Raw genomic sequence first — 11906 nt, 5'->3', positions numbered from 1 at the left:
GAATCAAGAAGCGAATATCCCATGTCCCAACGTTACGACCTGCCTCAACTGCTCGACATCATGGCCAGATTGCGCGACCCGAACGGGGGTTGCCCATGGGATCTGAAGCAGAGCTTCCAGACCATAGTGCCGCACACCCTGGAGGAGGCCTACGAAGTGGCCGATGCCATCGAAACCCAGGATTGGGACGGATTAAAGGGTGAACTGGGCGATCTGCTGTTCCAGGTGGTGTTCTACGCGCAGCTCGGCAAGGAACAGGGGCTGTTCGATTTCGCCGATATCGTGGATACGGTGAGCGAGAAGCTCATTCGCCGCCATCCCCATGTCTTCTCCGATGCCGACCTTGGCGACGAGCAGGCGGTGAAGGTGAACTGGGAGGCAGAAAAAGCCAGAGAGCGGGCCGCGCTCGACAAGGAGAGCGTGCTCGACGACATCCCCCTCTCGCTGCCGGCCCTGACCCGCGCCGCCAAGATCCAGAAGCGCTGCGCCACAGTCGGCTTCGATTGGAAGACGCTCGGCCCGGTGGTGGACAAGATCCACGAGGAGATCGACGAGGTGATGGAAGAGGCGCTGATGGCCGACGTGGACGAAGAACGGGTGAGCGATGAGCTCGGCGATCTCTTGTTCGCCACCGTCAATCTGGTGCGCCATCTGGGCAAGGATCCGGAGCAGGTATTGCGGGGCGCCAACGCCAAGTTCGAACGCCGGTTTCGTCAGGTTGAGCAGTTTATCGCCGCAGAAGGGCTGAAAGTGAGCGATTGTTCGCTGGAAAAGCTCGATGCCGCCTGGGACAGGGCCAAGGAAACCGAACAAAGTTGATTTGGCGCAAGATGGGGGCGCCGGGAGCCTGATAGATTTTTGTTCATTGTTTGGGAGAGGGGGTTTTGGTATACTGTTTCCCCGTCCTGCTTCATCCCCGAAGCACCCCTTAAAATTCCCTAAACTTCTTTCAGGTTCAGCATGACGACAAAATATATTTTTGTAACTGGTGGCGTTGTTTCATCCCTCGGCAAAGGCATTGCCGCAGCTTCTCTGGCAGCCATTCTGGAAGCCCGTGGTCTGGATGTGACCATCATGAAACTGGACCCCTATATCAACGTGGATCCGGGCACCATGAGCCCGACCCAGCACGGTGAAGTGTTCGTAACCGAGGACGGGGCCGAGACCGATCTGGACTTGGGCCACTACGAGCGTTTCATCCGCACCAAGATGACCCGCCGCAACAACTTCACTACCGGTCGCATCTATGCAGACGTGCTGCGTAAAGAGCGCCGTGGTGACTATCTGGGCGCCACCATTCAGGTGATCCCGCACATCACCAACGCCATCAAGGAGCGGGTGATTGCCGGTGCCGAAGGCCATCAGGTTGCCATCGTCGAAGTGGGCGGTACCGTAGGTGACATCGAGTCCCTGCCGTTCCTCGAGGCCATTCGTCAGCTGGCTGCCGAAGTGGGCCGCAACAATGCCATGTTCATGCACCTGACGCTGGTTCCTTACCTGGCTGCCGCCGGTGAAGTGAAGACCAAGCCGACCCAGCACTCCGTCAAAGAGCTGCTCTCCATCGGTATCCAGCCAGACGTGCTGATCTGCCGCTCCGACCGTGCCATTCCGGCCGTTGAGCGCGCCAAGATCGCCCTGTTCTGCAACGTGCCCGAGCGCGCCGTCATCTCCATGAAAGACGTCGACTCCATCTACAAGATCCCGGCACTGCTCAAGTCCCAGAATCTGGACTCCTACTTCACCGAGCGTTTCGGTCTGGAGTGCAAGGAAGCCGATCTGGCCGAGTGGGAACAGGTCATCTATGAAGAGGCCAACCCGACTGCAGAAGTGACCATCGGCATGGTCGGCAAGTACGTATCCCTGCCGGATGCCTACAAGTCCGTCAACGAGGCGCTCAAGCACGGTGGCCTGAAGACCCGTCTGTCCGTCAACATCAAGTACATCGATTCCCAGGACATCGAGACCCGTGGCGCCGAGCTGCTGGAAGGTCTGGACGCGATCCTGGTGCCGGGTGGCTTCGGTGAGCGTGGCGTGGAAGGCAAAATTCAGGCCGCCCAGTATGCTCGCGAGAACAAGATCCCCTACCTGGGTATCTGCCTCGGCATGCAGGTCGCCATGATCGAATTCGCCCGCAACGTGGCGGGGATGGAAGGGGCTCACTCTTCCGAGTTCAAGAAGGATTGTGCCTATCCGGTGGTGGGTCTCATCACCGAGTGGGTGGATGACGAAGGCAACGTCGAGACTCGTACCGAGAAGTCCGATCTGGGCGGTACCATGCGTTTGGGTTCCCAGCTCTGCCACCTGGTCGAAGGTTCCAAGGTGCGCCAGATGTACGGCAGCCCGACTATTTACGAGCGCCACCGTCACCGTTATGAAGTGAACAACAAGTTGCTGCCGCAGATTGAAGCAGCAGGCCTGAAAGTGACCGGTCTCTCCGCCGACAAGAAGTTGGTGGAAATTATCGAGATCCCGGATCACCCTTGGTTCGTGGCCGCGCAGTTCCACCCGGAGTTCACCTCGACTCCCCGTGATGGCCACGCCCTGTTCGCCGGTTTTGTGAAGGCGGCAGGCGAGTATCAGAAGCGTAATCTGAAGTAATTGAAAATAAATGCGGTTGGGGCCCTGTGCCGCAGCCGCTTTTTTTGGCATATTTTTGTTGTTTTTTTACGAAACCTGAGGAAATACACATGTCCAAGATCGTTAAAGTGATCGGTCGTGAAATCATCGACTCCCGTGGTAACCCGACCGTTGAGGCCGAAGTTCACCTGGAAGGTGGTTTTGTTGGTATGGCAGCCGCTCCGTCTGGCGCGTCCACCGGTTCCCGCGAAGCGCTGGAACTGCGTGACGGCGACAAGAGCCGTTTCCTGGGTAAAGGCGTGCTGAAAGCCCTCGAAGCCGTAAACGGCCCGATCGCTCAAGCTCTGCTGGGTAAAGATGCCAAGGACCAGGCCACTGTCGACCAGATCATGATCGACCTCGACGGTACCGAGAACAAATCCAAGTTCGGCGCCAACGCCATCCTGGCTGTTTCCCTGGCCAACGCCAAAGCTGCCGCTGCTGCCAAAGGCATGCCGCTGTACGCCCACATCGCCGAGCTGAACGGTACCCCGGGTGTCTACTCCATGCCGCTGCCGATGATGAACATCATCAACGGTGGTGAGCACGCCGACAACAACGTCGACATCCAGGAGTTCATGATCCAGCCGGTTGGCGCCAAGACCCTGAAAGAAGCTGTCCGCATGGGCGCCGAAGTGTTCCACAACCTGGCCAAAGTGCTGAAGTCCAAGGGCTACAACACTGCCGTTGGTGACGAAGGTGGTTTCGCTCCGAACCTGAAATCCAACGCCGAAGCGCTGGAAGTGATCGCCGAAGCCGTTGCCGCTGCCGGTTACAAACTGGGCACCGACATCACCCTGGCCATGGACTGCGCTGCTTCCGAGTTCTACGACGCAGAGAAGAAAGAGTACAACCTGAAAGGCGAAGGTCGTGTCTTCACCTCCAATGGTTTCTCCGACTTCCTGGCTGACCTGACCACCAAGTTCCCGATCGTCTCCATCGAAGATGGCCTGGACGAATCTGACTGGGACGGTTTCGCCTACCAGACTGCCGAACTGGGCAAGAAAATCCAGATCGTGGGTGACGACCTGTTCGTAACCAACACCAAGATCCTGAAGCGCGGTATCGACAACGGCATCGCCAACTCCATCCTGATCAAGTTCAACCAGATCGGTTCCCTGACCGAAACTCTGGCTGCCATCAAGATGGCCAAAGACGCTGGCTACACTGCCGTCATCTCCCACCGCTCCGGTGAGACCGAAGACGCGACCATCGCCGACCTGGCTGTTGGTACCGCTGCTGGCCAGATCAAGACCGGTTCCATGAGCCGTTCTGACCGTGTTGCCAAGTACAACCAGCTGATCCGTATCGAAGAAGCGCTGGGTGCCAAGGCTCCGTTCCGTGGTCTGAAAGAAGTGAAGAACCAGGCTTAATTTTCGCCTGCTTCCACGCTTTGCAAAGCCCCGCCAATCGGCGGGGCTTTTTCGTTTCTGCCGCCGCCACGGCGGGTTTCTGCATTTTTTATTCCGGCCCAACCCATCCGGGGCACAGGCTTTCTTTTGTCTTGCCTGCGAATATGGGAAACTAGGCCGCTTGAAGGAGACTCAGTGCATGCGGCTACTCACTCTTATCCTGCTTCTCCTGTTGGGGGGGCTTCAATATGACCTCTGGCTGGGGAAGAACGGTCTGTCTGACTATCATGAGCTGTCCGATGCCATCACCCGGCAGCAGCAGGACAATCTGGTACTCAAGGATCGCAACAACCTGATTTATCGCGAGATCGACGATCTGACCTCGGGCCTGGAAGCCATCGAGGAGCTGTCGCGCAACGATCTTGGCTACATCAAGCAGGGCGAGACCTTCTATCGGATCATCCCCAAGGACAAAGACAAGGGTTCCAGCTCCGGAGACGCAGCCTACGATGACTGATCGCCGCCCCGGGCTGACCGCCATCGTCCCGGCCGCGGGCATCGGCAGCCGAATGGGGGCCGAGTGCCCCAAACAGTATCTGCAGCTGGCGGGTCGAACCATTCTGGAACATACCCTGACCCGGCTGCTCTCCCACCCGGCCATCACCCAGGTGATCGTGGCGCTGGCTCCCCATGACCGCTGGTTCGACACCCTGGCCGTGGCCGCCGATCCGAGGATCCTGCGAGTGGAAGGGGGCGCCGAGCGGGCCTTTTCCGTGCTCAATGCGTTGCATGTGGCCGCAGGGGAGTGGGTACTGGTGCACGACGCCGCTCGTCCCTGTCTGACCCACGGCGACCTAGATGCCCTGATTGCCACCGCCATGGCCTGTGATGGCGCCATCCTCGGCAGCCGGGTGCGCGACACCATGAAGCGCTCCGACGGGGCGGGCAATATCCTCGCCACCGTCGATCGCGAGCAGCTCTGGCATGCCCTGACCCCCCAGATGTTTCCCACCAGACCGCTCAAGCTGGCACTGGAAGAGGGGCTGGCGCTGGGGGCCACCATCACCGACGAGGCCTCCGCCATGGAGCTCGCCGGTTTCACGGTGCGGATGGTGGAAGGACGAGCCGACAATATCAAGGTGACCCGGCCGGAGGATCTCTCTCTGGCGGGGCTCTATTTGCAGCAACAGAACGCGCGCCAGCCGGCGCAACCCGATTCACCCACAGAGGAGCTGGCATGATCCGGATTGGACATGGTTTTGATGTACACAAGTTTGGTGGGGTTGGCCCCTGCATGCTGGGCGGGGTGGCGGTGCCGTATGAGCAGGGCCTGCTGGCTCACTCCGATGGTGACGTGGTGCTGCACGCGGTGAGCGATGCGCTGCTCGGCGCCATCGGTGCCGGCGATATCGGCCGTCACTTTCCCGATACCGCGGCCGAGTTCAAGGGGATCGACAGCCGCATACTGTTGCGGGACGTGTTTGCCCGGGTGCAACAGTCGGGCTATGCCATCGGCAACCTGGATGTGACCATCATTGCCCAGGCGCCCAAGATGGCGCCGCATATCGACGCCATGTGCGCCGTGCTGGCCGCCGATCTGCAATGTGACTTGAACCGGGTGAACGTCAAGGCGACCACCACCGAACAGCTGGGATTCACGGGGCGCAAGGAAGGGATCGCCACCGAAGCCGTCGTCTTACTGGTGAAACAATAATGCTGGAACAACTTGCCTATCTGCACGGGGCGCCGACTGCCCGTGGCATCCTCAAGGCGCAAGCCGCCGATTTCGTGGTCAATGAAGATCTCGGGTTTGAACCCTGTGGCGAGGGGGAGCACATCTTCGTCCGGGTGCGTAAAACCGGGGAGAATACCGCCTGGGTGGCTGGCCTGCTGGCCGATGCGGCCGGGGTCAACCGCAATGCGGTGACCTGGGCCGGGCTGAAAGACCGCCATGCGGTGACCGAACAGTGGTTCGGCATTCATCTGCCAGGCAAGGCGGAACCGGATCTCTCCGTCATCGAGAGCGACAGCATCCAGATCCTGCAAGTGAAGCGCCACAACAAGAAGCTGCGGGTCGGCTATCTCAAGGGCAACCACTTCATCCTGCGCCTCACCGGGCTGGAGCAGGCCGACGGTCTGGAATCCCGCCTGCAGGCCATCGCTGAGCAGGGGGTGCCCAACTATTACGGCGAGCAGCGTTTCGGCCGGGGCGGCAACAACCTGGAGGCGGCCAAGGCGATGTTCGCCGGCAAGCGGATCAAGGATCGCAACAAGCGCTCCCTCTATCTCTCCGCTGCCCGCAGCATGCTGTTCAATGCCATCGTCAGTGCCCGCATCGAGCAGGGACTGGCCCATCAGCTGCTGGCCGGCGACTGTGTGATGCTCAAGGGCAGCCACTCCATCTTCAGCGAAGAGGGCGTGACCCCTGAGCTGGAGGCGCGTCTGGCTTCCGGCGACGTGCAGCTCACCGCGCCCCAGTGGGGCCGTGGCCGGCTGGCCAGCCAGGGTGCCGCCGCCGAGTTCGAACAGAGCGTGCTGGCCCCCTATCACGATTGGTGTGACGGCCTGGAAAAAGCCGGGCTGGACCAGGACCGCCGCCCGCTGCTGCTCAAGCCGCAAGCCATGAGCTGGCAGCTGGAGGGGGCCGTGTTGACCCTGTCGTTCTTCCTGCCGGCCGGGGCGTTTGCCACCAGCGTAGTGCGCGAGTTAATGCAGGCCGAAGAGGCCGATCATGGTTTCAGGAATCAGTCCGATGAGAATTCTGGTCAGTAATGATGACGGTGTGCATGCGGAGGGCATAAGAGCCCTCAGCGAGGCGCTGGCTGCCTGTGGCGAGGTCATCGTGGTGGCGCCGGATCGCAACCGCAGCGGCGCAAGTCATTCCCTGACGCTGGAAGTGCCGCTGCGGGTTACGCGCCTTGGCGAAACCGGCTTTAATGGCAGCGAGAGTTATGCGGTGAAGGGCACCCCGACCGACTGCGTGCACCTGGCGGTCAACGAGCTGGTGCGCCCGGAGCCCGACATGGTGGTGGCCGGCATCAACCACGGCGCCAACCTGGGGGATGACGTCATCTACTCGGGCACGGTGGCGGCGGCAACCGAGGGACGCCACCTCGGCTTCCCCTCGCTGGCCATCTCGCTGGTAGGCAAGACCCATTTCGCCACGGCGGCCCACTACGCCGCCCAGCTGGTGAGGGGCATGATGGTGCACCCGCTGCCCGCCGATCAGATCCTCAACGTCAATGTGCCGGACCTGCCCCTCGACCAGATCAAGGGGATCAGGGTGACGCGCCTTGGCAACCGCCACCGGGCGGAGTCGGTCATATGCAGCAAGGATCCCCGTGGCCAGCCCATCTACTGGATTGGCCCCCCCGGCAGCCAGCAAGATGCGGGCGAAGGCACGGATTTCGCCGCCATCGAGCAGGGCTACGTCTCGATCACCCCCCTGACCATCGATATGACTGCCTACAGCAGTCTGGCGGGGCTGGGGGCTTGGTTGGACCTGCAGGGATGAAGGTGTGATAGTACAGCGCCTGTTAAACCAGCTGATCGCGCAGGACATTCGCGATTTCCGCGTACTCGCGGCGATTGCCAAGGTGCCGCGCCAGTTGTTCGTGGATGAAGCCATGGCCCACAAGGCCTGGGACAATACGGCGTTGCCCATCGGCCACGGTCAGACCATCTCGCAACCCTACATGGTGGCGCGGATGACCGAGCTGCTGATCCAGAACGATCCGGCCCATGTGCTGGAGATCGGCACTGGCTCGGGTTACCAGACGGCGGTGCTGGCTCATCTGGTGGAGCACGTCTACACGGTGGAGCGGATCAAGTCGCTGCAGTTCCAGGCCCGGCGCCGGCTGCGTCAGCTCGATCTGCACAATGTCTCCGCCAAGCACGGCAATGGCTGGCTGGGCTGGCCCAACAAGGGGCCCTTCGACGCCATTCTGGTGACGGCTGCCGCCAGCGAGGTGCCGACGGCCCTCACTGACCAGCTGGCCGACGGCGGCCGGCTGGTGTTGCCGGTGGGGGACAGCCAGCAGACCCTGCAGCTGATCGAGCGGTCGGGCTCCCAGCTGACCAGCCGGATCCTGGAGCCGGTCCGTTTCGTCCCCCTGATTGACGGAGATGTCGAGTGAAGTTGTTTTCCCGCCTCTATGTGCTGGTGATGCAGTGGGCACGCCACAAGTATGCCCCCTGGTATCTGGCGATCACCGCCTTCATCGAGTCGGTGTTCTGGCCCATTCCGGTGGACGTGATGCTGGCCCCCATGGCGCTGGCCAGACCGCACAAGGCCTGGCACTACGCCGCACTGGCGACCCTGTTCTCAGTGCTGGGCGCGCTGTTCGGCTATCTGCTCGGTTATGCCCTGTGGGAGCCGGTGGTCCAGCCGCTGGTGGTCTCGGTGGGTTATGAAGACAAGATTGCCCTGGCCCGGCAATGGTTCGAGCAGTGGGGCATCTGGGTGATTTTTATTGCCAGTTTCACGCCGATCCCCTACAAGGTGTTTACCGTGACGGCCGGCCTGTTGCAAATGGCACTGCTGCCCTTCATCGTGACCTCGCTGATCGGGCGTGGCATGCGCTTTTTCCTGGTAGCAGGCCTGATGCGCTGGGGTGGCGAGAAGATGGAGCGCAAGCTGATGCACTATGTGGATGTGCTGGGTTGGCTCTGTATTGGTTTGGCCGTTGTGGCCTATTTCTGGTTTAGTCGTTAAAGGATCCACTATGCGTTCGCGTGTTTGGCAAGGAAGCAGTGTCGTCGTGTTGTCATGGCTGCTGCTCGCTTGCTCTTCCAGTAAGACTGCTGCTCCGGTACAAGGATTGGGCAATGATGGTCTCGTCTCTACCATTCCGGCTCGCCAGATGGCGGCCCAGCCCGCCATTCAGGGCAACAGCTACACGGTGAAAAAAGGGGACACCCTCTACTCCATCGCCTTCAATTCGGGCAATGACGTACCATCGCTGGCCAGTCTCAACGGCATCAGCCCCCCCTACAACATCTATCCGGGCCAGCAGATCCGGCTTGATGCCTCCGGCAGCACCATGGCCGTTACGCGCAGTGCAGGTACCTATCAGGTCCGCCCAGGGGATACGTTGAGCAGCATTGGACGCCAGTTTGGCATGTCGAATCAGACACTGGCACAAAGCAACAATCTGCAGGCACCCTTTGCCCTGCAGGTCGGGCAGGTGCTGAATGTGCAGTCCACCAGCAGCGGCAGTGGCCAGATGGTGGCGGCGACTCGCCCGGTGGTGACCCAGAGCTCCGGCCCCAAACCCCTGGCGCCGGCGACCTCAGGTACGACCACTCCATTTATCAAACAGAAAACGATTGCTCAACCATCTTCAAAAGAATACGCTCAGGTAAAAGAACAAAAATCAGACAATTCCTACAGCAAGCTATCTTGGCACTGGCCTACCAAGGGTCGGATCGTCGAAGGTTTCTCTGTTGCAGAACAGGGTAACAAGGGCATAGATATCGCCGGTCAGAAGGGGCAACCTATCTACGCGGCGAGCGGCGGCAAGGTCGTCTATGCCGGTAGCGCACTGAGGGGTTATGGCAAGCTGATCATTCTCAAACATGATGATGACTACCTTTCTGCTTACGCCCACAATGACGAGTTGCGAGTGAAGGAAGGAGACAGCGTCAAAGGCGGATCAGTCATTGCCAACATGGGTAGCACGGACGCGCCGGATGTGCGATTGCACTTTGAAATCCGGTACAGAGGCAAGTCGATTAACCCGATGAGCCATTTGCCAAAGCGTTAGACCCAGAGAGTTAAGTCTTACTCTGGTGCCGGTCAGGGAGACACGCCATGAGCCAAGAACAACTGGTTATGCAGGATGCAGAGTTAGAGTTCGACGAAGAGCTGGAGACCCACGAAGAGGAAGAGGTTCAGGAAGTCGCGGCCGAGGCCGAAGAGACGATTTCCGATGAACTGATGGCACCTGAACTGAACAAGGTGATGGACGCCACCCAGCTCTATCTCGGGGAGATTGGCTTCTCCCCGCTGCTCACCGCCGAAGAAGAAGTCTATTACGCCCGTCGTGCCTTGCGAGGTGACAAAGCTGCCCGCAAGCGCATGATCGAGTCCAATTTGCGACTGGTGGTCAAGATCGCCCGTCGCTACAACAATCGCGGCCTGGTGTTGCTCGATCTCATCGAAGAGGGCAACCTCGGCCTCATCCGCGCAGTCGAGAAATTCGATCCCGAGCGCGGTTTCCGTTTCTCTACCTATGCCACCTGGTGGATCCGTCAGACCATAGAGCGGGCCATCATGAATCAGACCCGTACCATTCGTCTGCCCATTCATGTGGTCAAGGAGCTGAACGTTTATCTGCGCACCGCCCGCGAACTATCCCATCGGCTCGATCATGAACCGACGGCAGAAGATATCGCCTTCGCGCTGGATCGCTCGGTAGACGATGTGAATCGCATGCTCAAGCTCAACGAGAAGATCACCTCGGTCGATACCCCTATCGGTGGCGATCGCGACAAGGCGCTGCTGGATGTGCTCTCCGACGAGCGCGGCATGGGCCCTGAGCTGGAGTCCCAGGATGACGACATGCGGGCCAGCATCGTTCACTGGCTGGAGGAGCTGAACCCCAAGCAGCGCGAGGTGCTGGCCCGTCGCTTCGGTCTGCTCGGCTATGAGCCGGCGACTCTGGAAGACGTGGGTGCCGAGATTGGTCTGACCCGCGAGCGGGTTCGCCAGATCCAGGTAGAAGGGCTGCGCCGCTTGCGGGAGATCCTGCTGGGGCAGGGGCTCTCCATCGAGGCGCTGTTCCGTACCAACTAAGGGTTGCTAGTGAGTGGAGATGCTTACCAAGCAAAACAAAAAGGGGCCAAAGGCCCCTTTTTCATGTCGGCAGGATCCGCTGGATCAAACCGGATCCAGGGTGTCCAGCGGCCAGCGCGGTACGGCCTTGACCGCCAGTGGCTCGAACACCCCGGCTTTCAGGCGCTGCATGCCGGCATAGGCGATCATGGCGCCATTGTCGGTGCAATATTCGGTGCGCGGGTAGAACACTTCCCCCTTGAGGCTCTCCATCAGCTCGGCCAGCTGGGCGCGCAGGTGACGGTTGGCGCTGACGCCGCCGGCCACCACCAGGCGATTGAGGCCGGTCTCCTTCAAGGCACGGCGACACTTGATGGCCAGGGTGTCGACTACCGCGTCTTCAAACGCTCGGGCAATATCGGCACGGGTCTGTTCATCATCACCGTTGGCGGCGATGGTGTTGGCGGCAAAGGTCTTGAGGCCGGAGAAGCTCATGTCGAGCCCGGGGCGGTCGGTCATGGGACGCGGGAAGGTGAAGCGTCCAGTGGTGCCCTTCTCCGCCAGCCGGGAGAGCAGCGGACCACCCGGGTAATCCAGTCCCATCAGCTTGGCCGTCTTGTCGAACGCCTCGCCGGCAGCATCATCGATCGACTCGCCCAGCAGCTGATAGCTGCCGATGCCATCGACCCGTACCAGCATGGAGTGACCGCCGGAGACCAGCAGGGCCACGAAGGGAAATTCGGGGGCTCGCTCTTCCAGCATGGGCGCCAGCAGGTGGCCTTCCATGTGGTGCACGGCAATGGCTGGTTTGTTCCAGGCCATCGCTAGCGAGCGGCCTATGGTGGCTCCCACCAGAATGGCGCCAACCAGGCCCGGACCTGCGGTGTAGGCGATGCCGTCGATGTCGTCCTTGCCCAGTCCCGCCTCTCGCAACGCGGCCTGGATCAAGGGGATCGTCTTGCGGACGTGATCCCGGCTGGCCAGCTCGGGAACGACGCCGCCGTAGTCCGCATGCAGCTTGACCTGGCTATACAACTGGTGGGAAAGGATCCCTTTTTGATCGTCGAAGATCGCGATCCCGGTTTCGTCACAGGATGTCTCTATGCCCAATACACGCATTGCTAAAAAATTTCACTGCTAAAATGAGACGGCTATGGTAACCT

The 11906-nt window shown here is 60.4% G+C and carries 13 protein-coding genes; 12 read left to right on the top strand and 1 reads right to left on the bottom strand.

The annotated features are described in order from the left end of the window. Positions 1-21: 21 nt before the first annotated feature. The 12 genes from mazG (at position 22) to rpoS (ending at position 10764) form a co-directional block, all read left to right on the top strand. Positions 22-819, top strand: a complete 798-nt coding sequence (mazG, locus tag OKC44_RS19395) for a nucleoside triphosphate pyrophosphohydrolase (RefSeq protein WP_077096099.1) — start codon at positions 22-24, stop codon at positions 817-819. A gap of 141 nt (positions 820-960) precedes the next feature. After that, on the top strand, positions 961-2598 hold the full coding sequence (gene pyrG / locus OKC44_RS19390) for a glutamine hydrolyzing CTP synthase (protein ID WP_017410643.1): 1638 nt from the start codon (positions 961-963) through the stop codon (positions 2596-2598). A gap of 89 nt (positions 2599-2687) precedes the next feature. Next, complete coding sequence (eno, locus tag OKC44_RS19385; protein WP_011704769.1) at positions 2688-3989, top strand: phosphopyruvate hydratase; 1302 nt, start codon at positions 2688-2690, stop codon at positions 3987-3989. Between the two features lie 178 nt (positions 3990-4167). Next, positions 4168-4485, top strand: coding sequence for a cell division protein FtsB (gene ftsB / locus OKC44_RS19380; RefSeq protein ID WP_011704770.1), 318 nt, complete (start codon positions 4168-4170; stop codon positions 4483-4485). After that, a complete protein-coding gene (gene ispD, locus OKC44_RS19375; RefSeq protein WP_270814621.1) occupies positions 4478-5209 on the top strand; it encodes a 2-C-methyl-D-erythritol 4-phosphate cytidylyltransferase in 732 nt (243 codons plus the stop codon). The genes ftsB and ispD overlap by 8 nt, the downstream gene beginning before the upstream one ends. Then, entirely contained in the window at positions 5206-5682 is a 477-nt protein-coding gene (gene ispF / locus OKC44_RS19370) for a 2-C-methyl-D-erythritol 2,4-cyclodiphosphate synthase (RefSeq protein ID WP_065479376.1), read from the top strand. The genes ispD and ispF overlap by 4 nt, the downstream gene beginning before the upstream one ends. Continuing rightward, positions 5682-6740: a tRNA pseudouridine(13) synthase TruD gene (gene truD, locus OKC44_RS19365; protein ID WP_043125122.1), complete on the top strand. Its 1059-nt coding sequence runs from the start codon at positions 5682-5684 to the stop codon at positions 6738-6740. Before ispF ends, truD begins: the two co-directional genes overlap by 1 nt. Then, entirely contained in the window at positions 6721-7482 is a 762-nt protein-coding gene (surE, locus tag OKC44_RS19360; RefSeq protein WP_270814615.1) for a 5'/3'-nucleotidase SurE, read from the top strand. Before truD ends, surE begins: the two co-directional genes overlap by 20 nt. Positions 7483-7486: 4 nt before the next feature. Continuing rightward, positions 7487-8104: a protein-L-isoaspartate(D-aspartate) O-methyltransferase gene (locus OKC44_RS19355; protein ID WP_011704775.1), complete on the top strand. Its 618-nt coding sequence runs from the start codon at positions 7487-7489 to the stop codon at positions 8102-8104. Next, positions 8101-8682, top strand: a complete 582-nt coding sequence (locus OKC44_RS19350) for a YqaA family protein (protein ID WP_016349540.1) — start codon at positions 8101-8103, stop codon at positions 8680-8682. The genes OKC44_RS19355 and OKC44_RS19350 overlap by 4 nt, the downstream gene beginning before the upstream one ends. Positions 8683-8692: 10 nt before the next feature. Further along, positions 8693-9733, top strand: a complete 1041-nt coding sequence (locus tag OKC44_RS19345) for a peptidoglycan DD-metalloendopeptidase family protein (protein WP_042064195.1) — start codon at positions 8693-8695, stop codon at positions 9731-9733. Positions 9734-9780: 47 nt separating this feature from the next. Further along, positions 9781-10764: an RNA polymerase sigma factor RpoS gene (gene rpoS, locus OKC44_RS19340; RefSeq protein ID WP_011704778.1), complete on the top strand. Its 984-nt coding sequence runs from the start codon at positions 9781-9783 to the stop codon at positions 10762-10764. Between the two features lie 84 nt (positions 10765-10848). On the opposite strand, the gene tsaD is transcribed toward rpoS, so the two are convergent. Continuing rightward, the gene (tsaD, locus tag OKC44_RS19335) at positions 10849-11862 is read right to left on the bottom strand and encodes a tRNA (adenosine(37)-N6)-threonylcarbamoyltransferase complex transferase subunit TsaD (RefSeq protein WP_024946180.1); all 1014 of its coding nucleotides are present in this window, start codon (positions 11860-11862) and stop codon (positions 10849-10851) included. Positions 11863-11906 lie beyond the last annotated feature (44 nt).

It is taken from the genome of Aeromonas sp. S41-2 (genome assembly GCF_027705845.1).
GTDB lineage: Bacteria > Pseudomonadota > Gammaproteobacteria > Enterobacterales > Aeromonadaceae > Aeromonas > Aeromonas hydrophila.
This window is presented reverse-complemented; position numbering and strand designations above follow the sequence as displayed.

Coding starts and splice junctions, on each gene's coding strand:
- ftsB (WP_011704770.1), top strand. CDS start 4,168: ATGCGGCTACTCACTCTTATCCTGCTTCTCCTGTTGGGGGGGCTTCAA.
- pyrG (WP_017410643.1), top strand. CDS start 961: ATGACGACAAAATATATTTTTGTAACTGGTGGCGTTGTTTCATCCCTC.
- ispD (WP_270814621.1), top strand. CDS start 4,478: ATGACTGATCGCCGCCCCGGGCTGACCGCCATCGTCCCGGCCGCGGGC.
- tsaD (WP_024946180.1), bottom strand. CDS start 11,862: ATGCGTGTATTGGGCATAGAGACATCCTGTGACGAAACCGGGATCGCG.
- truD (WP_043125122.1), top strand. CDS start 5,682: ATGCTGGAACAACTTGCCTATCTGCACGGGGCGCCGACTGCCCGTGGC.
- ispF (WP_065479376.1), top strand. CDS start 5,206: ATGATCCGGATTGGACATGGTTTTGATGTACACAAGTTTGGTGGGGTT.
- surE (WP_270814615.1), top strand. CDS start 6,721: ATGAGAATTCTGGTCAGTAATGATGACGGTGTGCATGCGGAGGGCATA.
- rpoS (WP_011704778.1), top strand. CDS start 9,781: ATGAGCCAAGAACAACTGGTTATGCAGGATGCAGAGTTAGAGTTCGAC.
- OKC44_RS19345 (WP_042064195.1), top strand. CDS start 8,693: ATGCGTTCGCGTGTTTGGCAAGGAAGCAGTGTCGTCGTGTTGTCATGG.
- eno (WP_011704769.1), top strand. CDS start 2,688: ATGTCCAAGATCGTTAAAGTGATCGGTCGTGAAATCATCGACTCCCGT.
- mazG (WP_077096099.1), top strand. CDS start 22: ATGTCCCAACGTTACGACCTGCCTCAACTGCTCGACATCATGGCCAGA.